The organism is Pedobacter sp. MC2016-24 (assembly GCF_015223055.1).
Lineage (GTDB): Bacteria > Bacteroidota > Bacteroidia > Sphingobacteriales > Sphingobacteriaceae > Pedobacter.
In genome coordinates this window covers 107,552-129,178 of the sequence record NZ_JADFBX010000014.1, presented here as the reverse complement: position 1 = coordinate 129,178, position 21,627 = coordinate 107,552, and the positions used below count along the sequence as shown (strand labels likewise).

14 protein-coding genes are annotated in these 21,627 nt (G+C 42.0%); 1 reads left to right on the top strand and 13 read right to left on the bottom strand.

The annotated features are described in order from the left end of the window. Positions 1-10 precede the first annotated feature (10 nt). The 4 genes from IM797_RS23145 to IM797_RS23130 all read right to left on the bottom strand — a co-directional run bounded on the left by IM797_RS23145 (position 11) and on the right by IM797_RS23130 (position 7,729). Complete coding sequence (locus IM797_RS23145; protein ID WP_194129580.1) at positions 11-3,319, bottom strand: TonB-dependent receptor; 3,309 nt, start codon at positions 3,317-3,319, stop codon at positions 11-13. A 77-nt stretch (positions 3,320-3,396) separates the two neighbouring features. Continuing rightward, a complete protein-coding gene (locus tag IM797_RS23140; RefSeq protein ID WP_194129579.1) occupies positions 3,397-4,524 on the bottom strand; it encodes a FecR family protein in 1,128 nt (375 codons plus the stop codon). Between the two features lie 43 nt (positions 4,525-4,567). Then, the gene (locus tag IM797_RS23135; protein ID WP_194129578.1) at positions 4,568-5,110 is read right to left on the bottom strand and encodes an RNA polymerase sigma factor; all 543 of its coding nucleotides are present in this window, start codon (positions 5,108-5,110) and stop codon (positions 4,568-4,570) included. A gap of 123 nt (positions 5,111-5,233) precedes the next feature. Further along, a complete protein-coding gene (locus tag IM797_RS23130) occupies positions 5,234-7,729 on the bottom strand; it encodes a mechanosensitive ion channel family protein (RefSeq protein ID WP_194129577.1) in 2,496 nt (831 codons plus the stop codon). Between the two features lie 216 nt (positions 7,730-7,945). On the opposite strand from IM797_RS23130, the gene hepC reads away from it, so the two are divergent. Next, the gene (hepC, locus tag IM797_RS23125; protein ID WP_194129576.1) at positions 7,946-9,925 is read left to right on the top strand and encodes a heparin-sulfate lyase HepC; all 1,980 of its coding nucleotides are present in this window, start codon (positions 7,946-7,948) and stop codon (positions 9,923-9,925) included. Between the two features lie 57 nt (positions 9,926-9,982). On the opposite strand, the gene IM797_RS23120 is transcribed toward hepC, so the two are convergent. The 9 genes from IM797_RS23120 to IM797_RS23080 form a co-directional block, all read right to left on the bottom strand. Continuing rightward, entirely contained in the window at positions 9,983-11,116 is a 1,134-nt protein-coding gene (locus IM797_RS23120) for a TlpA disulfide reductase family protein (RefSeq protein WP_228099066.1), read from the bottom strand. Positions 11,117-11,128: 12 nt separating this feature from the next. Further along, positions 11,129-12,259, bottom strand: coding sequence for a TlpA disulfide reductase family protein (locus tag IM797_RS23115; protein WP_194129575.1), 1,131 nt, complete (start codon positions 12,257-12,259; stop codon positions 11,129-11,131). A gap of 32 nt (positions 12,260-12,291) precedes the next feature. Continuing rightward, positions 12,292-13,263, bottom strand: a complete 972-nt coding sequence (locus IM797_RS23110; protein WP_194129574.1) for a discoidin domain-containing protein — start codon at positions 13,261-13,263, stop codon at positions 12,292-12,294. Between the two features lie 15 nt (positions 13,264-13,278). Next, on the bottom strand, positions 13,279-14,658 hold the full coding sequence (locus IM797_RS23105; RefSeq protein ID WP_194129573.1) for a RagB/SusD family nutrient uptake outer membrane protein: 1,380 nt from the start codon (positions 14,656-14,658) through the stop codon (positions 13,279-13,281). Between the two features lie 12 nt (positions 14,659-14,670). Continuing rightward, a complete protein-coding gene (locus tag IM797_RS23100) occupies positions 14,671-18,207 on the bottom strand; it encodes a SusC/RagA family TonB-linked outer membrane protein (RefSeq protein WP_228099065.1) in 3,537 nt (1,178 codons plus the stop codon). Positions 18,208-18,576: 369 nt separating this feature from the next. After that, on the bottom strand, positions 18,577-19,677 hold the full coding sequence (locus IM797_RS23095; RefSeq protein ID WP_194129572.1) for a FecR family protein: 1,101 nt from the start codon (positions 19,675-19,677) through the stop codon (positions 18,577-18,579). Positions 19,678-19,768: 91 nt separating this feature from the next. After that, positions 19,769-20,326, bottom strand: coding sequence for an RNA polymerase sigma-70 factor (locus tag IM797_RS23090; RefSeq protein ID WP_194129571.1), 558 nt, complete (start codon positions 20,324-20,326; stop codon positions 19,769-19,771). 73 nt (positions 20,327-20,399) lie between these two features. After that, complete coding sequence (locus IM797_RS23085) at positions 20,400-20,954, bottom strand: hypothetical protein (protein WP_194129570.1); 555 nt, start codon at positions 20,952-20,954, stop codon at positions 20,400-20,402. A gap of 31 nt (positions 20,955-20,985) precedes the next feature. Beyond that, complete coding sequence (locus IM797_RS23080; RefSeq protein WP_194129569.1) at positions 20,986-21,558, bottom strand: YceI family protein; 573 nt, start codon at positions 21,556-21,558, stop codon at positions 20,986-20,988. Between the last annotated feature and the right edge of the window lie 69 nt (positions 21,559-21,627).

Genomic DNA, 21,627 nt, shown 5'->3' with positions numbered 1-21,627 from the left:
CTGTTTTTCTTTAAAATCCTACTTCCACACCGAAACTGTATAATTTGACCTGGGGATAGCTGGTTCCAGCACCCACAGGAGCTTCTACATCATAACCGGCTAGGAAGCGGTCGAATGAGGCAATATTAGATCCATTGGCAAATACCCGCAATCTTTTGATACTTAGTTTTGCCGCAAGTGCCGCTGGCAATGCGTAACCCAACTGTATGTTTTTGATGCGCAGGTAAGAAGCATCCCGCAACCAAAAGCTGGAAGCCTGTTCATTATTCGATTCTCCAAAAGCCAGCCTTGGATATTTTGCATTTGGGTTTTCCGGCGACCAGCGGTTCTTATTTTCTTCACGAATCGTTCCTCCTAGCGCACCGCCGACGTTGAATGGCAAAATGCCAGGGCCATTGAGATAACCATTGGCTTTGCCCACACCCTGCAAAAGGACAGAAAGGTCGAAACCTTTGTAAGCGGCAGCCAGGTTAGCCGCGAAAGTAAGCCTTGGGATGGTACTGCCAATGATGACCTTGTCACTTTCATTGATCAGGCCATCGCCATTTTGATCCTTATACCTGATGTCGCCGGCCTTCACCGCGCCAAATTGTGTGGCATGGGCAGCCACCTCTGCGTCAGAGGCAAAATAGCCTTGAGCCTCATAGCCAAACAGAGAAGAAATCGAATAACCTTCCCGGTTTACAGTTAAATTGGAAAGATTGATACCCTTAAGGTCGACAACCGTATTCTTCACATCGGACAGGTTGAAGCTAAGGTTGTAGTTGAAATCTTTTAGATTTCCTTTATACGCAAGGCCGAGTTCCCAGCCATTATTGTCTACAGTGCCCGCATTTTGGAAAGGTTTGTTTAGCCCAATAATCAGTGGTACGTCTAGTTCCAGAAGGATATCACGGGTACGGCGACGGTAATAATCTGCTGTTACACTAAAGTTTTTGAACAGTGTTAAATCTATACCGATGTTTTTTTCTTCTGTGGTTTCCCAGGAAATGTTCTTATTGGCAAGTGAATTGAGCGCCGCTGTATTGACAATTTGCTTACCCATAGCAGTAGACTCCAATAACAAGGTCGTAACAGAGGGATAGGTACCGACAATCTGCTGGTTGCCCAACCTACCCCATGACACCCGTATTTTGGCATCATTGATCGTTCCTTTTAAACCAGACATAAAACTTTCTTCAGAAATCCGCCATCCTGCAGAAGCGGAAGGAAAAAAGCCATACTTATTCCCTTCAGAAAAACGAGAAGAGCCATCGTAGCGGGCATTCACCTCTAACAGGTATTTACCTTTCCACGTGTAATTGAGCCTGCTGAATAAGGATTGTAAAGCCCATTCCTCCGCACTTCCATTAGCCTGCTGGTTCACTGCCGAACCACCATTTAAAACCGGGTACTGAGGCAAAATATAAGTATCGCGTGATGCTGAAGTCCATTCATTATAATAGTCTTCCCTAGATGCACCAAGCAGCAACTTCAAATTATGCTCATCAAAATTTTTGCTTGCGGTCAATGTTGCCCGCATATTGTTATAAAAGGACTCGCTTTTGCCTTCAGTCAACGCGGTCAATGCCGGCGTCAAAAAACTGGTGCTTCCGTTAGGTAAATAAGACTGTATCGCTTTTCTGAAGTTTTTTGTCGAGGACAGTGCATATTTAGGTGAGTAGGCTACTTCCGCCTCCAGCCATTCCAGTGGCTTGTAATTCACAGTTGCATTGAGACTCCCAAAAGGCCCCCTGGTCCGGTTCGTTCCTCCATCCTTAGTCGCAGAGATCGGATTCACACCATTCCAGCCCACACCCCATTGTCCGCTTTCATTCACACCGATTTGATTGGCAGGAATACCGTTCATCCATTGAAAAATTTCACCGGAACCCGCTGCCGGATCAGTAGTGACTGCGTTGACAAACTGAAGATCGACCCTGGCTTTTAGTTTATCAGAAAACTTGACATCTGCATTGTTTCGGATCGTATAACGCTTGAATCCAGAATTTTGAATCAGGCCTTTTTGATCAAAGAGTCCGAAAGAGCCTAACATCTTAACTTTCTGTGTTCCCCCCTCAATGGTCAGGAAATGGCTTTGCTGCAGACCAGAACCCGTCAGGGTTTCCTTCTGCCAGTCGGTATTCGGATATTGATCTGAATTCCTGCCGCCTTGCTGACGAAATTCTTCAATCAGCGCGGCCGAATATAATGGTGTCCGTCCTGTATTCGTATAGGCTTCGTTGAGCAGCAGCATATAGTCTAGCGAATTGACCAGTTTAGGCATATTGGTAGGGTCCTGCCAGCCGATATAATTGTTGTAAGAGATATTGATCTGATCGGCAGTTGCCCGCTTTGTCGTAACCAGGATCACGCCATTGGCAGCTCTGGATCCATAGATGGAAGAAGATGCCGCATCTTTAAGGATAGAGATCGACTCAATCAGATTGGGATCTATGTTATTGATCGAGCCTTCTATCCCGTCGATCATAACCAGCGGATCGGCCACGCCTATGGTTCCGATACCACGGATACGGATATTCCCACCATCTCCCCCCGGGCGTCCGGAACTCTGCTTAACCGTAACACCAGGTGCCATTCCCTGCAGGGCTGCGGAAGTCTGGCCCATCGGCCGGGCGACGAGATCTTTCCCCGTTACCTGGCTCACCGCACCGGTAAGGTTCACTTTTTTCTGTGTGCCATAACCAACGACCACAACTTCATTCAAGCTCGCATCCTCGATCTCCAGTTTGACGTTGACCGTGCTTTGGGAACCTGCTGGAATTTCCCGGGTAACATAGCCTACATAGGAAAACACCAGCACATCACCGGCTTCTGCTTCAATCATGTAACGGCCATCCTTATCGGTCACAACACCTCTGGAGGCACCTTTGATCTTGACACCTACGCCGGGGATCCCATTGCCTTCAGCATCCGTCACCAGCCCTTTGATCTGCTGGAACAATATTCTTTCATGCTCTGTTGATTTTGCTTCTCCAGGCTCCGCCAGTGGATTTTCTTTTTGAAGGATGATGTATTTTTCCTTGATGAGCCAATCCAGTTTTCTTCCCTTGAGCGCCAGCCTGAGTACTTCTGCAAGTTCAGCCTGTTCTACATTGATCGATATTTTTTCGGTATCGTCCAATAGTTTATTGCTGTAGAACACGGTGAGCCCGGTCTGGCTTTTGATGGCTTTAAACAATGTGGCAAGGCTGATGTTCTTACCTTTCACATTGAGCCTGACGATCGGTTGCGTTTTTGCGTAGATGGGCGACAATACATGCAACATAAAAATGACAGGAAGTAAAATCCGGCCAATTCTGGTAAGTTTTTTAAGCATACATTCAAAAGTTTATAAATGGTTTGCTTAAGAGATGCAACTGGGCTGGAAATGGGTGAAGGCTTTTTGAAAAAAAATTATTTAAAAGTCAGCACCCCATTTTTAATGTCGGCCCGAATGCCCGAAGCAAGCCGTAGATTCGATAGGACAACAGCTAAAGGAAGCTGTCTGTCAATTTCACCGGTAAAAGTCTGATTTGCTACACTTGCCTGTGCCCATTCTACTTTTACATCAAACCAGCGGCTGATCACAGGCGCTATTTCCGCTAAGGAACGGTTATGAAAGGTATACACCCCTTTCATCCAAGCCAGCTCCTCCGAAGGGTCAAATGTCATCTTGTCCAAATTATTGTTCAGCACAAAGGCTTTCTGGCCAGGACTTATACGGAGCTCCTGCCCTTGTCTCAATGCCGATACGGAGCCCTCAACCAGAGCTGTAGAGAAAGCCCCTTCGTCATAGGCATGGACGTTAAAACTTGTCCCATGCACCTTAATGTCCGCATAATCAGTATGCACTATAAATTGCTGAGCTGGATTCCTGGTGACATCGAAATAGGCTTCCCCTTTGAGAAAAACCGCTCTTTCCCCCTTTCCAAAGCTCAAAGGAAACTTCAGGCTGGACGCCGAATTCATCCAGACAACCGTTCCATCAGCTAAAGTGATTTTGTAATCTTTGGTACTGGGTACCACTACCGTCGCCCAGCTATCCGATGCCCCGGACGTAGCCTGCGAATTTAAGGCTTCAGCCGTAGCATTTAATTTGGCCGATCCGATAGTGATGTCCTGTGGTTTCCCCATTGGTATTAAATCCCCCTCATCGGTTTTCAGATAAATTTCCTTTGCCGTATACATTTGCCTTTCCTTTAGCTCGGTGGAACGATGGCTAAAAAAATACCAGCCTAAGGGCAGAACTAAGGCCAGCACCGCAGCAATGCCCGCAATTTGCCTGCTCAAACGCTGAACATAAGGTTTCGGTTTTTTCTGGATCATTTCAGCCGTATGCGCCCAGGCAAGGTTCTGATCCAATCCTGAGATAAAATTGCGGGCCACAGTCTGGTTCATTTTCGATTGCAGCCTTTCCCATAATGCACGCGTCTCCGCATCCTGCAAAATGGCATTTTCGACAACAAGGTTCTCTTCCTCACTAATCGTACCCGTAATTTTCTCAAACAACAGTGCTTCTATATATTCCTTGTTTTCTATCATCTTCAGCTCTAAGAGTCATTTATCCTTCGATTGGGTGAATGAATCATTTAAATTTTATGAGTTTATCTTTTAAGGCTTTCACCGCAAGTTTCAAATGGGTCTTTATTGAATTCACCGAAAGGCCCATTTCCTCCGCAGCTTCCTTATATTTTTTATCTTCTACATATACCAGCTTAAAGGCCCGTTGACGCTGGAGTGGAAGTTCCTGGAAAGCCAGATCCAGGCGGCCTTGAGAGGCCTCATCTTCAACCTCGCCTTCCTCGTCATACTCATCTCCAGCCAGGACCTCTTTATAGCTATTCATTCGCTTATCGGCAACTTTCCTGTCCCGTATAACCATCATACACTGGTTGTGGATCGCGCCATACAGATAAGACTTCAGCGATGTTTTTATGGAAATAAAGTGTGATTTTTGCCACATCGTGACGAAGAGGTTCTGCACTAGATCCTCTGCTTCCATCTCATCCTCAAGAACGAAATAGGCTTTAGCGACCAGCATTTTATAATACTTCTTAAATACACGCTCATAAGCAGAAGGGCTTCCACTTTTCAGTTCATTCAGAAGTATTTGGTCATCCTGCTCCATTAAATTTAATTAATGTGAAAGTTAAATATATTGATAAGTGTTTAAAACACAAAATCAAATGACGGGAGGTTGAAGAATCTGTTGCCCACTATTTCTGAAACCTCCAACCTAATGAGTAAAAAACTAAGTAGTTGGTCTTTCTTTGTTCAGCCGGCCTTCATCATGATTATGGATATGGATATCGTGTTGTGGAAACGGTATATCAATTCCATTTTCTTTGAAAGCGGCTACAATACCCATGATGAGGTCATTTCTTACAGCATAAGCTTCACCGAAATGTTTGGGCCAGAAGTAAACTTTCAGATCAATTGTGCTCTCTCCGAGTTGTTCAAACTGCACAACAGCCGCGGGGCTTTTACGAATCCGCTGATCCGCATTTAAAATTTCAGTCAGGATCTTTCTTGTCTTTTCCAGATCAGCATCATAAGCAATGCCGATCATGATTGATATGCGTTTCCGATTCCCGCCCAGTGACCAGTTAACCAGATGGGCATTGAGTAAATCACCATTCGGCATCACCACATCAGCACCATCCCAGGTAGCGATGACGCTACTTCGAAAACCGATTGACTTCATCGTTCCACCTTGTCCATCCACATCTACAATATCACCCACGTTGACAGGTTTTTCAAAAGCGATAATTAACCCGCTTACCAGATTATTCACCAATGTTTGCAAGCCAAAGCCAATACCCACACCAAGTGCGCCTAAAACGATGGTAATTCGATCAACAGGGATTCCAGCTGCGGCAATAGCCAGAAATAATCCGATGCATAAAATTGATATCCGGACCAATAATAACCAACTGCCAATACCGCGACGTTCGTTCTTATTCTCTGTTGTATTGACGAGGTGCTTATCCGAAGCAAAAAAGGATACGATTTTAGATATTACAACCGAAATGGCCATAATGGCTATAAACAACAATAGATTGGTAATACTGAACGTATAATCACCCAATGTCCGTTCCGCACTAAAAAATTCTAAAAACGGTTTAGACAGATGGTCATAAGCAGGAAAATTACGGCCAAAAAGCACCAGCCAGCCAAAAACTAAAAATACGTAAAAAAAATTTGGTGCTTTTGTTCCTACCCGTTCAAAATTGAGATAAAACAGTTTTTTATCCTGTCCTGAATATACCTGGAAAGCCAGTAAAAGACCTTCATTGATCAGGCGCACTGCCCAAAGAAATAGGATAGCAATTACGACGTTTAAGAAACCACTGATGAATAACGTTTTGGCTAAATTGTATCTACCGAATATATTGGTTAAAACAGCGGCCAGCTCCAGAACCGTCATCAGACCAATAGACCAGAGAATCCACTTTTCACGAAGTTCATCCCGATGCTTTTTACCAAAACTGAATAACCCTAAGATTACTCCGGCTACAGAAATGCCCAGCATGATCCAACGTTCCAGTCTGGAGGCCTGTAATATCAGGTTACCAATACCTGCCATCAAGAACAGGAACACCATTAACAACCAGATTCGCATCCAGTGTTTGCTGATATAACTTTTAAAAATGAAACTCAGACAAACACAGGATATTGACCATAAAATCACGTTTAAAATAAATGGAGGAGATTGCAAAAAGAATTGAAACAAACTAATGACCAGTAATATGGCAGAAAGCAGGGGATAGCGAATCACCAGTTGTCCTTCAAAATCAGGCTTTAGCAAATTACCTTCAATGTAAATTTTCTTTAGGGAACGCAGGTAAATGAAAGAAGTCAGCGTCAGTATGAGCAGTAACAGCAATTTTCCAATATTATTCTCTGCATAGAAACTAAGTGTCAACAAACCCTTGGTTTTGGAAAAATCCATGATCTCCCCAAAGGAACGGTAACTACCTGCGGGCCCCCAGATGTTGTCAAAATCCCTTTTAAGCGTATGATCTGCCATATCTGTTTGATAAGACTCTATTTCCCCCAAACTGCCTTCTAATTTAAAAGCGGTCATGTTCACGTGGTTAAGTAAAGCCTGGATGTTATTCACAGCAAGATTAAGTGCTGAATCTACAGGAGTTGTTTCATAAGAGATAACCTTGATTTTCTGCAAGTATTTCATCAGGGTAACCGAATCCGTAGAAAATTTAAACAATGCAGGTACACTCAGTAAAGAATCAAGCTGATAACGGAAATTATTAAGCTCCTGCTGACGAATGTCCAGTTTGGCTTTTCTAAGATTGGCCTTATTCAATAGCTCTTTTAAAATCTTCGAAGTGGCCGTTAAATTCCGAAATGTTTGGGCAGAGCCCTTATCAGTAAAAACACCATCACCAGCAATGATAAAATCTTTTTCAATTTCCTGCAACTCTACCTTCGTACCAGGCGTATCGAGGTTACCCTTTAAATAGATCTTCGCTTTTTGCATCGTTCGTCTGATTTCATCAAAGGTTTTAATCTGACTGATTGCAGCTTTGTCGGCTTCAAAATCACTGGCACTTGATTGGGAAGAACGTTTAGCAAAAGCCTGCATTTTGGCTACAAAATTTAACTTCGTACTGTCAGCTACAGTAGTTTTATTCAATGTATCCTGCTTTTGAGCCTGTAAACTTAGGCCATTAAAGACACAAGCGTAAAACAAAACAAAAAACCATACTTTTCCCGGGATTGTCATTTGATTGCAGATTAACACCCAATAATACGGAAAACTATAAGCTAATTCATAACCTTTTGAAGTGTACGGGCATAAATTTCACCAATTTTAAAAGATTTATACAAAATTTTGAAAGCCTATTTTTATAAAGGCCCGTACCTTCACGGTTACACAATCGGTACATACCTTTAATTCTTGAAACCCCGATTGCTTTAAAATTTAAAAAACCTGAACCTGATGAAATTAAAAAAAATTGTGTTGCTGGCCATTTTTGCTTTTTGTAGCGGAAATTCCATTGCGCAAGATGCCCATATCACTCAAAAAAACTTTGAGGACATTAACCTGGCCTATCCAGGACTAGAAAAAACAAATGCACTTTATACTGCAGGTAAATATGAAGCCGCAGCTCAAGAACTGCTGACCTACTACCGAAAAAAATGTAAGGCAAAAGAACCGGATTTCAGCAATTCTGAAAAGCCTGCCGATATACACCAACCAATTGACCAGGCGACAAAAGAAATGGCCGACAAAGCTTTAGTCCACCAATTTCAACCACATAAAGGATATGGTTATTTTGACTACGGCAAAGATATCAACTGGCAAATGTGGCCGGTAAAAGATAATGAAGTACGCTGGCAGCTACATCGCGTTAAATGGTGGCAGGCAATGGCTCTGGTTTACCATGCCACAGCCGATGAAAAATATGCTAAAGAATGGATCTACCAATACAGCGATTGGGTTAGAAAAAATCCATTAGGCCTGTCGCAGGATAACGACAGATTTGTATGGCGACCTCTTGAGGTTTCAGACAGGGTACAGAGTCTTCCGCCGACATTTGATTTATTTGTAAACTCATCCAACTTTACGCCTGTCTTTTTAATGGAATTTTTAAAGAGCTATCATCATCAGGCAGATTATCTAGCCTCAAACTACGCCGAAAAAGGTAACCATCGTTTGTTTGAAGCACAACGTACTTTATTTGCTGGTGTATCTTTTCCTGAGTTTAAAAATTCAGCAAGATGGAGACAAAGCGGCATAGAAGTACTCAATACTGAAATTAAAAAACAAGTATATGCAGACGGGATGCAATTTGAGCTATCACCTATTTATCACGTCGCAGCTATTGATATTTTCTTAAAGGCCTATGGATCTGCAAAACGTGTCAATCTTGAAAAAGAATTTCCTGCGTCTTATATACAAACCGTAGAGAATATGGTCATGGCGCTGATCAGCATTACGCTCCCAGATTACAATACACCGATGTTTGGAGATTCCTGGTTGATAGATAAAAACTTCCGAATCAAGCAGTTTGCAAGTTGGTCTAAGATTTTCCCTGCAAACCAAGCAATAAAATATTTTGCTACAGCGGGGAAAGAAGGTAAAGCTCCCGATTTTTTATCCAAAGCACTAAGCAATGCCGGGTTTTATACCTTTAGAAGCGGATGGGATAAAGATGCAACGGTAATGGTAGTAAAGGCAAGTCCGCCGGGAGAATTCCATGCCCAACCGGATAACGGAACTTTTGAGCTTTTTGTAAAAGGCAGAAATTTTACGCCTGATGCCGGTGTATTTGTATATAGCGGAGACGACGCCATCATGAAACAACGGAACTGGTACCGTCAGACAAAAATACACAGCACGCTTACGCTTGACAACCAAAACATGCTGATTACTAAGGCCAGACAGGGTAAATGGGAAACTGGCAATAATCTGGATGTATTAACCTTCAGCAATCCAAGCTATACTGATCTTGATCACCAACGCAGTGTGTTGTTTGTTGACCAGAAATACTTCCTGATTATTGATAAGGCAATCGGTAAAGCGAAAGGAAACCTGGCCGTACACTGGCAGTTGAGAGAAGATAGTAAAGCTGTTTTCGATCAGGCTGGACAGAAAGTATACACCAGCTATAGCGATGGCAATAACCTCTTGATTCAATCTCTGAACATGGATAAGATTACACTTATTGAAGAGGAAGGGAAAGTATCTTACGTTTACAACAAGGAATTGAAAAGACCAGCTTTTGCATTTGAAAAACCTAAAAATGACGACAAGACACAGGTATTCATTTCCATCGCATATCCTTATGAAGGCAATAAAACACCAAAAATCAGTATCAAACCCAATCCAGCTAATGATTTTGAAAAAGGTAACCTCGATATGAATATCGTTGTGGATGGAAATACACGACATCTTGCAGCCAAAACTATGCCTTAACTATTGCATAGATTACATGAAAAACCGCCTCTATTTAGTTAAAGGCGGTTTTTAATTTTATTTAATGAATGCAGCCAGTTTTTGGTTCACATCTTCCCCCCTAAGGTCTTTTGCAATGATCACACCCTCTGGGTTGATCAGGAAATTCTGTGGAATGGCCGAAATGCCGTATTTAACAGCAAGATCACTCTTAAAGCCTTTCAGGTCACTTACCTGGATCCAGGGCATGCCATCTTGCTTCACTGCATTTAACCAGGCTGCTTTGGTCTCGTCCAGGGAAACACCCACCACTTCGAAATTTTTGTCTTTCAACTGGTTGTAAGCTTTCAATAAATGTGGATTCTCTGCGCGGCATGGACCACACCAACTTGCCCAGAAATCAACCAGTACATACTTACCTTTTAAAGAAGACAGCTTAAATTCATTGCCTTTATCATCTGTTTGGGTAAAGTCTACAGATTTCCCGATAGCAATTTGCTTGGCCTTATCATATTTAGCTGTCAGCTTTTGCCCGGTAAAGCTGCTCAATACTCGTTTGCTTAGCGGGTTGTAATACACCTCAAAAGTTTTAGGATCAATTACCGCAGTCTTTTCCGTAGCGATCAGGTCAAGAGCTACATATGAATCCGGGTGACTAAATAAAAAGGAATCCAAGGCAGCTTCAATTTTGGCATGTACTGGCCTGGCTTCTGCCTGGATTGCTTTGATGGCCACCGTATCTTTCACTTTCGCATAATACACTTTGGTAAACCGCTGGGTGATTTCTTTAAACTGAGTGAGCAGTGCTTCCGATTTAGCAGTCCATAACAGAAAATCATTTTGCGCAGCGGTTCCAGTAATCATTGCTTTCGAGAAGTCGCCATTACCTGCTACTTTATACTTTCCTTTTTCCAGGTAGAATTCGCGATAGCTTTCAGCTCCTCTCCGGTTTGACGTATCTTTTTTTACAGGCACCAGGGCCAGGTAGGCCTTGTTACCAAAAGCAGTAGTTCCATTCAGTACAAACTTCCCATTTTTAACCGCGGCAGAATCTTTAGCATCCTTACCTTCGCTATTCTTATAACTTAGGATTATCTTTTTATCGCTTCCTATACCAGAAAGGTTTCCTGAGATTTCAAATTTATCCTGCGCCAGACTTACCGTGGCAGGCAGCAACAACAGGGCTCCAATAATTATTTTAAGGTTCATCATGTTTACTTTATGTTATTTGATCAATTTGGATAATTTTGCTGGAAGATCTTCACCACGAAGATTTGTTGCGATGATCAAACCTTCCGGATTGATCAGCAGATTTTGCGGTATCGCTTTAATATCTAACATGGCTGCCAATCCATCTCTTACTTTCATCCCTTTTAGGTCAGATACCTGCAACCAAGGGAGCTTATCTTGTTTTACGGCATTTTCCCAGGCAGCTTTACTTTCATCAAAGGATACGCTTACAATTTCCAGATTCCGGTCTTTAAGTTGCTCATAAGCTTTTAAAACATGAGGGTTTTCCGCGCGGCACCAGTAGCACCAGCTGGCCCAAAAATCCAAAAACACATATTTACCACGCAGTGATTTTATGTTGAATGGTTTGCCGTCAATATCAGTCTGTGAAAAATCCAGGATCTTTACGCCCACCGCACGCTTCTCATTCGCCAAAATCCGATCTAACGCTAGTTTTCCCAATGATGAAGACTGAAGTTGGGAAGAGAATTTATAAAACAAAGGTTTTACCTCTGCAGAGTCAAAGTGACTGCCAAGAACAGCGGTGTTAAAAGTGTACAAACCCATGAACGAATTGGGATGTGATTCGACAAACTTCACCTGGATGTTTTTGATCTGTTTGACATAGCTGTTTAAACTGTCTTGCGCTTCTTTACGCTGCTCCAGGGTTTTTCCTTCTACCACTCCATGATCTCCTTTTATAAATTCCCGTTGGATTTTCATGATCCTTTCCGTAAAAGGTGTAATTAACTCCGACAGTTCCCGGTCTTCGCGATCTGAAACTGAACCTGTAACAGTAGCTGTTTTGATAGAATCTTTACCTGTCAAGGTGATTTTAGAATTTTCAAGGTAGAAACTCAAATTATCCGATTGTTTACCAGTTCCAGGTAATCTCTTGACTGCGATGATTGCGCTTTGCGGCTGCTCGACTTTCCCAGTGAACTGGAATTGCCCATTCTTAATGACCACAGAATCGGTTTCCTTAAATCGATCACCTTGTAAAGTAACAAGGTAAGCTTTGGCCGGAACGTTTAATGCGGATAATTTTCCGGTTATGGTATAGCTTTTTTGAGCTGCTACCACAAAGGGTAGCAGCATCAAAATTGAAATCAGTGATTTCTTCATTTTTTGTTATTTAAATTTAGGGTTACTTCTAATTAGTTCCTCAACAAAATTCCACTTACAAAACCTATGTTGTAAATAACTGTCGCCGATGCATTATACGGAGTCGCAGTCAAAATCGTGAAGCGCAGATATCGGGCCGTAGTTAATGAAGGCATATTTATAGTCTGCCTTTTCAATGTATTGTTCACATCTATTGCATACGTACCCTTATCTACCCAGGTGATGTTATCCGAACTTGTTTCCACTTTCGCAGAAGTAGTATAGCCGCCAACGGCTGGTGTTATAGCGGTTGGAAAGAAATAATCAAATGACGGAAAAGTAACGTTACGCCCAAAATCAATACTCAACCACTGTGGTAACGGTACCGTATTAGAGCTTGCCCAAAATGTTGTACCTGTAGCTGCATCAACTGCTCTGGCAGGTGCATTAACGCCTAATGTAGAAGACGCGGTGGCCGTTACGGTATATCCTGCATGGTCTACATACGTTGCTTCGCCTGTGTTAAAAACATAGTAAATTACCTTGCGTGTTTTCGGGTCTTGCGTTTGCCCATCTACAGATGCAATTACAAGCGGAAGCACATAAGTACTGCGCGCTCTTAATGATGTCTGAACGCTAAAGTTCAGTACACCCGATTCTGAAACATTAGAACCAGCCGGAATGGATACGGTTGGTTTGTAATATAAATAACTCATTGTAGGAAGTAAAAGGGCAGTAGCCCCATACTTTAGTCTATAGTCAGCAATCTTAGTTGTATCTGTTGCAAAAGTTACATGATGCACATCCGAAGATGCGTCACCTTGTAGCGTAGCTTTCATTTCCAGACTAAGCAAAGCTTCATTCCTGATGTCTAATGATCTTACCACTACATCTGTTGATGCCGGCAAATCAAAAGTTACACGCCCTTCGGCCAGGGCTTCGCGGCCTGTTTTGTCTTTTTTACAAGCCATAAACAATACCACTACTGTGCATATTGCTAATATATTCAATTTATATGTCTTCATCTTTGAATTTTATAGTTATGGATTTTGTATCATATCCGGGTTAAAAGCCATCACCTGTATAGGTATTTGTAGCGTGTACCTGGGACTATGTGGTTCTAGTGTTCCAACCACTACATTCTGCGCTGTAGTACGGGTAATTGTTGATGTTCTGTTTTCCGTATCAAATCTCCGCAGATCAAACCAGCGTAAGCTATGGAAAGGCAATTCCCGCCTTCTTTCTGCCAATACCTCAGCCATAACTGCAGGCTGACTGGTGGAAGTAAAATCCCTGCTCTCAATAGGTGCGCCTGTATACCTGTTCCTGCGAACCTGATTCAGGTGATTAAGTGCAGTAACCACGGCGTTCGGATCAGTACTACGTGCCGCGCACTCGGCTGCAATTAAATGCATTTCCTGCACGGTAGTTCCGGAATTGGTTAGCTGAAAAGCTTGCACAACCTGAGCTGCGTAAAACGAAGTTGCCCCTCTAACATTACTGGCCCAGTTAAAGTACAAAACTGTCCTCCTAGCATCATTGACAGCAAACATACTTTTTAATTCTGCAGATATTGGCATTCCAGCAGCATTAGATGCCCTGGAGTAAATTCCATCAGGATGCGAGACCATGGTGGTTACGGTGGGAAAGGTAGCAGAATTGGTCAAATCAATCATCACAGCTTTGGTATCGGCCAGGGCCATCTCAGCATAACGCTGCGCTTCACTATATTCCCTTCTGTATAAGTAAATCCGTGCCAGTACGCTATATGCACCAGCCTTCGTGCCACGAAAACGCGCAGTCCCGTTGTCAAGAGGAAGGTTGGGAATAGCCTCATTGATGTCATCAATCATATGTTTGTAAATTTCAGCTACAGTACTTCTGCCCGGTGCCTTTTGACTTACATTGTCTGATGTAACAAAAGGCACAGCCAGGTCAGTAGCAGCGGTTGATGCATCATAAGGCTTGGCATATTCATTCACCAGATAGAAATAAGAATTTGCACGGCCTAGCAAGGCTTCGGCTTTAATACTGTTCCGCTGCGATACCGTTCCCCCTTCAGCCGCATCAATACCTGACAATACGGTATTAAAAAGGCTGATGCGCTTGTAGTGGTCACCCCATAAATAAGTGGGAGAAGTTACATCATTTGTAAACTGTGGCGCCCAGGTATAAACGAGTTCACCAAGGCCCGTCGGAGGATTGTTAACGGTTACCAGATCAATATTATCCGTCATGTAATTTAGAAGGGTCTGATCCATTTCAACGGTGAGCGTGGAGCTGTTCAACCAAAGATCATAGTCATTGGTTGTTTTCAGCAATTGCTTGCCCTTTGGTTCAACATCCAGATATTTGTCGCAGCCGCTAAAAACCATGCAGCAAAAAAGCAATTGGACGGCTATATATTTAAATTTCTTCATCAGTATAAAATTTTAAAAGTTAGTGAACAAACCAAGCGTATAGGTAGGAGTTACATACGATTTTGCATAGCTTCCCGTAGCCATACTGAAGTTATAACGGTTAAAGCCAACGCTGTACAAATTTGAACCCTGGGCTTTGATTTCTAAATTCTTAAATCCGGCCTTTTTGATAAAATTAACATCGTTTAAACGGTAAGAAACTGTTAAATCACCTAGCGTCATGTAATCACCATGAACCACATAATTACTGTTATAATTGTAAGCTACTCCAGCAGCAAAAGTACCCAGATCAGTCAGATTTGGAATATTTGTGTTCGCCTCATCGCCGGCAACCCTCCAAAAGTTATTTGACCCCGGTAAAGGTCTGTTGCCCGCTGGTGATGGTCTTGGCACCCGTACTTTAAAACCACCATAATAGTTAATCATGGCGAAGAAGTAAAAATTGCCAACATCAACCCGGTTACTTAATCCAGCATTAATAGTTGGAATGGATGTTCCAGAATACTGTACCAATCCTGAATCCTTATTCGACATCGCAGCAACTAAAGGATTTGAGGTAAGACTATTGTTGACGACATATGATGTGCCGCTTTGATCCACAATGATGGGATGGCCTTCATTATTAAGGCCTGTGGTATTATAAGAAAACATTGCACCTACCGGATAACCGCTTACATAGCCCAATAAATCAAGCACCTGCGGATTGTACTGGCCACTTCTGAAAACATCAAGTACCTTACTGTTATTTTTGGCTACCACAATACCCGTATTCCAATTAAAGCTTCTGGTAGATATCCAGTCTGCCTTCAGGCTAAACTCCAATCCGTTATTTCTGATGGTGGCGTAATTAATTAAGGCAGAACTGGCACCAAGCGTTGGGTCGATACTAGAATTACCCATCACATCGATCGTTTTTTTCGTATAATAATCAAAACTACCTGTGATATTTTTGAAAACACTAAAATCCAGTCCCAGGTTAAAGTTCTCTGTCTGCTCCCACCGAAGGCCGCTATTGGCATTGGACAATAGGATGAGCGATGGAAGGGTAGGTGTAGTCTGTGTATTGTTCTGAGCCTGGGCTATTACTTGTGGAAGTGAAAGTTTAGCTACATTTCCGTTAAATCCAAAAGCACTCCGGAGTTTCAACTGGTGAAGCCATTTAATATCGTTCATAAAGTCCTCCTTATGAATGTTCCAGGCGGCGCCCAGCGACCATAGCGGTTTATATTTATACTTTGGATCACTCCCAAAAAGGTTAGATTGATCAATGCGGATACTTCCAGATAAGGAATAGGTGTCTTTAAAGGAATAGACAACATTAGAGAAAGCTGATACAAATCGGTCGTCACTATAGGTCTGGTTAAACAAACTGTTCAAAGGCCCAAGAGGATAAGAAGTAACTAAAGTGCCTCTAACTGCCGCTACACCATTAATTATAGAAGCATAATCTACGGGCTGTTGCAGCAAACTCTGGTCATTATACCCAAAATAAGAAGCTAAATTGCCTTTATTTAAAACACTGCGTATTTCAGCACCTGCTATCGCATTAAGGGAGTGATTGCCAAATCTTTTATTGTAGTTCAACTGCGTACGTGCGGTATAACCAGTAGAACTCGTATTCTGCTGACGAAGGAAATCCCCGTCAGGAACGTTTCTTTTAAATGTCCCTCCTGCGGTCACGGTATAATTATTCACCCAAGCATTCACTTCATTAGACCCTTGAGCGGCTAAATGTCTGGCTTCAGTTCGGGAGGTCTCATAAACGCCACCAAACAAAAGATTAAAGCCTTTTCCAATGTCATAGTTAAAATTAGCAATGGTTTTGTTATTCAACGTACGTGTTTTGTTACTCACTGAATTAGCCTCAATTAGCGGATAATAGTTTTGATCTAACAAGCCTTGCGACATGATGAAACTATTATAAACTGGTGCATAACTTTTTGAAATGATAGGAGCAGGATTGCCGTTTACATCTTCATAACGCTCGTAACCTGCATAATCAGCAACGTTGGGTACAGGCGCAGCATTAATACGGCTTTCCTGGTATTCTGTAGTCAGTTCTAAGCTTAGTCGTTTGGCTAGTTTAAGCGTGGTGCGGCCCGTCAGTTGAAATCTGTTGTTACCATTCAGGATTGCATTATTGCGGTTCCCTGTATAATTGGCCGTAATGTAATACAGGGCAGCAGGCACCCCGCCAGAAATGTTTAAGGTATTCGTTTGCGTAACTGCAGTCCTTTGGAATAGACGGCTGTAATCGTTGAGATTATCATAGTTAGCCAGTTCCGCAAAAGAGCTTTCAGCCTGCGCAGGTGTAATAATGCCGCCGGCAAGCTGAGCCTGGATAAGAAAAGGAAGCGTTCGTTGTATACTACCAACTCCAGGGCTAAACAAGGTTGACCAGGTAGAGGGTACAATAATTAGCGCTTGTCTTTCACGTGTATAACTGGCGTTGATGCCCGACGCTTCTGGATCCCAACGGTAACGGCTGTAATTTTCCTCCGGTGTAAGACCTAATGTAGTCCTGAAATTGAACTGCGCAGCGCCAGGTGAAGCTTGTTTTCTTTCAATGACGATAACCCCATTTGATGCCCTAACCCCATACACAGTAGCAGAGGCAGCGTCTTTGAGGATTGTCACCGATTTGATTTCATTCGGATCGATCATATCCAATGTCAATTCTGTTGGATAGCCATCCACTACAATTAAGGGACTTTGGTTCGCCGACATGGTAGAAATACCACGAATGTTAAATAAAGGCCTATCAGTCCGACCAACACCAGGAGTAGTACTGGTAAATTGTATGCTGTTATTGATAAATAACCCCGGCAAACGGTTTACCAGTCCATCCAGGAAATTAGAACTTACCCGTGATTCATATTCCTTAGTACCGATTTGCGCCACAGCACCCGTACTTTGTTCTGGTTTAATCCGTTGATATCCGGTATTCACCGTCACGCCTACTTCCTCTAGTTTATTCACATCAGGCTTCATTACGATACGAAGATCTGAAGTATTGCCGGATGATACTCTGAATTCCTGGGTAAGATATCCTACATAAGAAACTGTAATCACTGCATCTGCGTCAACGCCCGGAAGACTAAATTCTCCACGGCTATTGGTTTGTGCGTACTTTCCAGTCCCCTTTACACGAATCGTGGCCCCTTGTAGCGGCTCCCCAGATTCATCAAGTACTTTACCCCGCAAGTCTGCCGCAGTAAAAACTGCGGTGATCTTGTCAAAAATGGTCTTTTCTCTGGGCTTCAGTACAATAAAATTATCTTTTACAGAATAAGTCAGATCCTGATCTTTAAAAATCAGCCTTAAGGCTTCCTCTAAATCTACATTCTTCAGATTTGCGGTTACCTTTTTTGCATTTTCAACTTCTTTATAGTTGAACAAAAAATCATAACCGGTTTGCGCTCTGATTTTATCAATGACATTGACCAGGGCATTATTCTTCTCATTTAACGTGATTTTCTGAGCGTAACCAGCAGCACTTACCTGCATCAGAAAAGTGGTCATCAGCGCTATGATTAAGTTAATTCGCATAATTAGCTTTCTTTTATCGGCTTCGTTAATTCGTCGAAAGACCGAATTCATAATCAATAGAATTTTTGGTGGGTTTTTCATACCTCATCGTTGGTTTGTATTCAAACATAGCAGGTCTATGACAGCCCATCATTATTGCTTTGTTGCGCAATAATGTCTAAGTTTGAATTGGTTTGAGTTGATAATAACTGTTTGCAAATAATTGTTCTTCCTGGCCTTGGTCAGGAATGGTTTGCTCAAACTATTCGCCGGAAAGTGTTGGTAGCACTTTTCGGCTTTTTATTAAGCCTACCGTTCTTCTGCTGATTTAATGGAGTAAAATTTCTTTCATGTGTTATTGTTTAGTTTTTAATTGATTTAGGTTGTTAATTATTTAGTCACGGTAATTTTTTTACCGTCTATTTTAAACTTTACGCTGCCCGTAGCCTGCATCCTTTCAAGCACGCTGGAGATATTCCTGGTTCTGGATACCGCAGCACTGAATGTTTCATTAACAGGGGCATCAGGTGCATATACGATAGTTACATCATACCAACGCGACAACTGGCGCATAATGTCCCTTAATGTTTTTGCACGAAATACAATATTGCCATTTTTCCAGGCCACAGCTTCTTCAGTATCCGCTTTTTCTACCCGTATATCGCCAGTAGCATTCAACGCTTCTTCACCAGGTTTCAGCAAAACTTCTTTTCCGCTAGATAAAGATACTTTAACCGAGCCCTCCAGTAAAGTAGTTTTGATACCGATTTCATCTGCATAACTATTCAAATTGAAATGGGTACCCAATACTTCAATACGTTGTGTATGGTTTTTTACAATAAAAGGGTGCGCTTTATCTTTTGCTACTTCAAAATATGCTTCGCCCTCCAACAATACCTCCCTGGTTTGCCCGGAGAATTTTGCAGGAAAAATCATTTTTGAATCCGCATTCATCCAGACATGGCTACCATCAGGTAAAACAATCTGATAGGTCCCCCCTCGTGGAGTAGTTGTGGTCAGCATCTGATTCGGTTTGATTCCAACACTATCTACAACACTGCCATCGTTATACTTCAAACTGGTGGCGTCAATAACTACCCCATTTTTAGCATCACTAAGCTGAATAGTTTTACCGTTAGAAAGTGTCAATGTTGCGGTATTTGTTCCCGGCAAAACATCATTTTTATAAACGATTTCAGCGTTAAGATTCAAGAGAACCTTTGAGCTGTAATACCAAAACCCAAAAACAACAGCCATTACAGCGGCAATAGAAGCTACTTTATAATAACGTAAGCGAACGACACGGGGAGAAGTGATCTTTTGATTGATGTTTGTCAACATACGACTTTCTATGCCAGCAAAATCCGTAACTGGCAAATCTTCATTTTGCCAGGCATTACACCATTTGTTGTATCTACTCAGTTCCTCGTCGCTTGCAACTCCACTTGAAATACGCCCGATTAACTCAAGCCATTCTTTATCATTTATCATCCCTTAATTTAGTATCGTTTAATACATAGGGACATCAAACCCAGCCAGCCCCCAAAAGAAATGATAATTTATTTTAAAATTGTGAGCCCGATCAGATTAAGGTTGACCAGAATGACATTTTGCCCAATCCAGATTTGAGTTTTTTCAATACAATAGTCATCTGGTTTTCCACAGTCTTTTCTGAAATGTTCAACCGGGCAGCGATTTCTTTATTAGAAAGGTATTCATTACGGCTCATTTCAAAAATCATTCTGGACCTTTCAGGAAGCGCAACTACAAACTCATTGATGGCGTGTTTAAGTTCCTTAACTTCTAAACTATCATCAACAAACGATTCCTCTTGTAAAGGTTTTGCAGACAAAATTTCGTATCTTCTCTTGCTACCCTGTATCACCCGCGTTAATTTATATTTAACCGCAGCAATTAAATAGCCCTTTAAAACATTTACATTGATTTTTATCCTGTTTTCCCAAAGCCAGACAAATATATCCTGTACAGCATCGGTACATTCATCCTCATCTTTGAGAATGTTAAAAGCATATTGATACAGATATTGTACGTAACGGCGGTAAATTTGGTTAAAAGCTTCCCGGTCTCCCTCTTTTAGCAAGGCAGTCAATTCCTGATCTGTATATTCGCTATATGCCATTGTAGGATAAGGTAACAAAACTTCACAACAAACATATAGAATATTTAACTAACAAGGCATCATCGGCTCAAACTTATCCATCATGATCAGACTTAATGATGTCATCACTAATTAAATTAGACAATTGCCGCCTTAATTTTGCATTACCACGGTTCAAATCCGCTAAAAGCACCCGCTTTTTAGCCATGTATTGTGCTGCATGCTTAGGGTCGTATTTTAGCATCCAAATGGTGTTGTAGATGAGATCGGCATATTTAACCGTTTGAGCGGCAGGACTAATTGTCAACAGTCTTTTATGTTCCAGCAATTTACGTGCTGACTTACTCAATTCCGGATAGTCGCCAGAAGTATAAACATCAGTGAGTTCAACCACACAATACGTAATCGCGTACGCTTCGTCATGACTGTAGCCAAAGCCCAGCAATGCAGCCAGCAACTCACTTTGTGTCACCTCCGTATCCTCAAGCAAGTCATGGCATAGGCCAATTTCATAACCCAATGTAACGACTGGTCTTGCCATTTCTGCCACAGCAAACAGATGCTCAACATACGGTTTATTAGTCCCCCTAATCAGCTGTCCCTGGTGCTGAAGTGACACCCATTGTTTCAATTGCGTTCTAGGTTTCATACCAGGCGCGCGCTATCTCACAGAACAAAGATTACTTCTTAATAAACTCTCCATCCGCTTTAATCTGAACCTCCTCACTCAACATTGGAGCAGGAAATTTCGCACCTAGATCAAAGTCAGATCGCTTTAAAGTTCCTGTCAACTGAAATCCGGAAACAAATGCTTTAGACTGTGGGTTTTCAATCGTCCCCCTAAACCATAAATCCAGCGTAACAGGTTTGGTTACACCATGTAAAGTCAGGTTTCCAGTCAACGTATACTTATCTTTAGACACATTTTTAATACCCGTACTTTTAAAGGTCATGTTTGGATACTTTGCCACATCAAAAAAGTCTGCACTTCTTAAGTGTTCATCACGTTTCTCTACCTGTGTATTTATGGAAGCAACTTGTACGCTCAACTCGAATACTGCATCACTAAAATCTGCTTTAGTTGTCTGGGCAGAAGCAGTAAAAGTATTGAACAAGCCATCTACACTTGAAATACCCATATGGGTAATGCTAAAAGTTAGTTTGGAATGCATCGGATCTGCAGTCCAGGTACCTTGCGCAAATGAAGCAGTACCAACAAACAAAATGCTTAGGAATAAGAATAGTTTTTTCATGATTTTGTTTTTTTTATAATTAGAAGTAAATCTGTTCTTCTATTAAACACTCAAAGTCATGATATTGTT

Excerpts from the sequence above, each read along its gene's own strand:
- IM797_RS23095 (WP_194129572.1), bottom strand. The coding sequence starts at position 19,677 with ATGATAAATGATAAAGAATGGCTTGAGTTAATCGGGCGTATTTCAAGT.
- IM797_RS23140 (WP_194129579.1), bottom strand. The coding sequence starts at position 4,524 with ATGATAGAAAACAAGGAATATATAGAAGCACTGTTGTTTGAGAAAATT.
- IM797_RS23080 (WP_194129569.1), bottom strand. The coding sequence starts at position 21,558 with ATGAAAAAACTATTCTTATTCCTAAGCATTTTGTTTGTTGGTACTGCT.
- IM797_RS23090 (WP_194129571.1), bottom strand. The coding sequence starts at position 20,326 with ATGGCATATAGCGAATATACAGATCAGGAATTGACTGCCTTGCTAAAA.
- IM797_RS23100 (WP_228099065.1), bottom strand. The coding sequence starts at position 18,207 with ATGCGAATTAACTTAATCATAGCGCTGATGACCACTTTTCTGATGCAG.
- IM797_RS23120 (WP_228099066.1), bottom strand. The coding sequence starts at position 11,116 with ATGATGAACCTTAAAATAATTATTGGAGCCCTGTTGTTGCTGCCTGCC.
- IM797_RS23110 (WP_194129574.1), bottom strand. The coding sequence starts at position 13,263 with ATGAAGACATATAAATTGAATATATTAGCAATATGCACAGTAGTGGTA.
- IM797_RS23145 (WP_194129580.1), bottom strand. The coding sequence starts at position 3,319 with ATGCTTAAAAAACTTACCAGAATTGGCCGGATTTTACTTCCTGTCATT.
- IM797_RS23085 (WP_194129570.1), bottom strand. The coding sequence starts at position 20,954 with ATGAAACCTAGAACGCAATTGAAACAATGGGTGTCACTTCAGCACCAG.
- IM797_RS23105 (WP_194129573.1), bottom strand. The coding sequence starts at position 14,658 with ATGAAGAAATTTAAATATATAGCCGTCCAATTGCTTTTTTGCTGCATG.
- IM797_RS23135 (WP_194129578.1), bottom strand. The coding sequence starts at position 5,110 with ATGGAGCAGGATGACCAAATACTTCTGAATGAACTGAAAAGTGGAAGC.
- hepC (WP_194129576.1), top strand. The coding sequence starts at position 7,946 with ATGAAATTAAAAAAAATTGTGTTGCTGGCCATTTTTGCTTTTTGTAGC.
- IM797_RS23115 (WP_194129575.1), bottom strand. The coding sequence starts at position 12,259 with ATGAAGAAATCACTGATTTCAATTTTGATGCTGCTACCCTTTGTGGTA.
- IM797_RS23130 (WP_194129577.1), bottom strand. The coding sequence starts at position 7,729 with ATGACAATCCCGGGAAAAGTATGGTTTTTTGTTTTGTTTTACGCTTGT.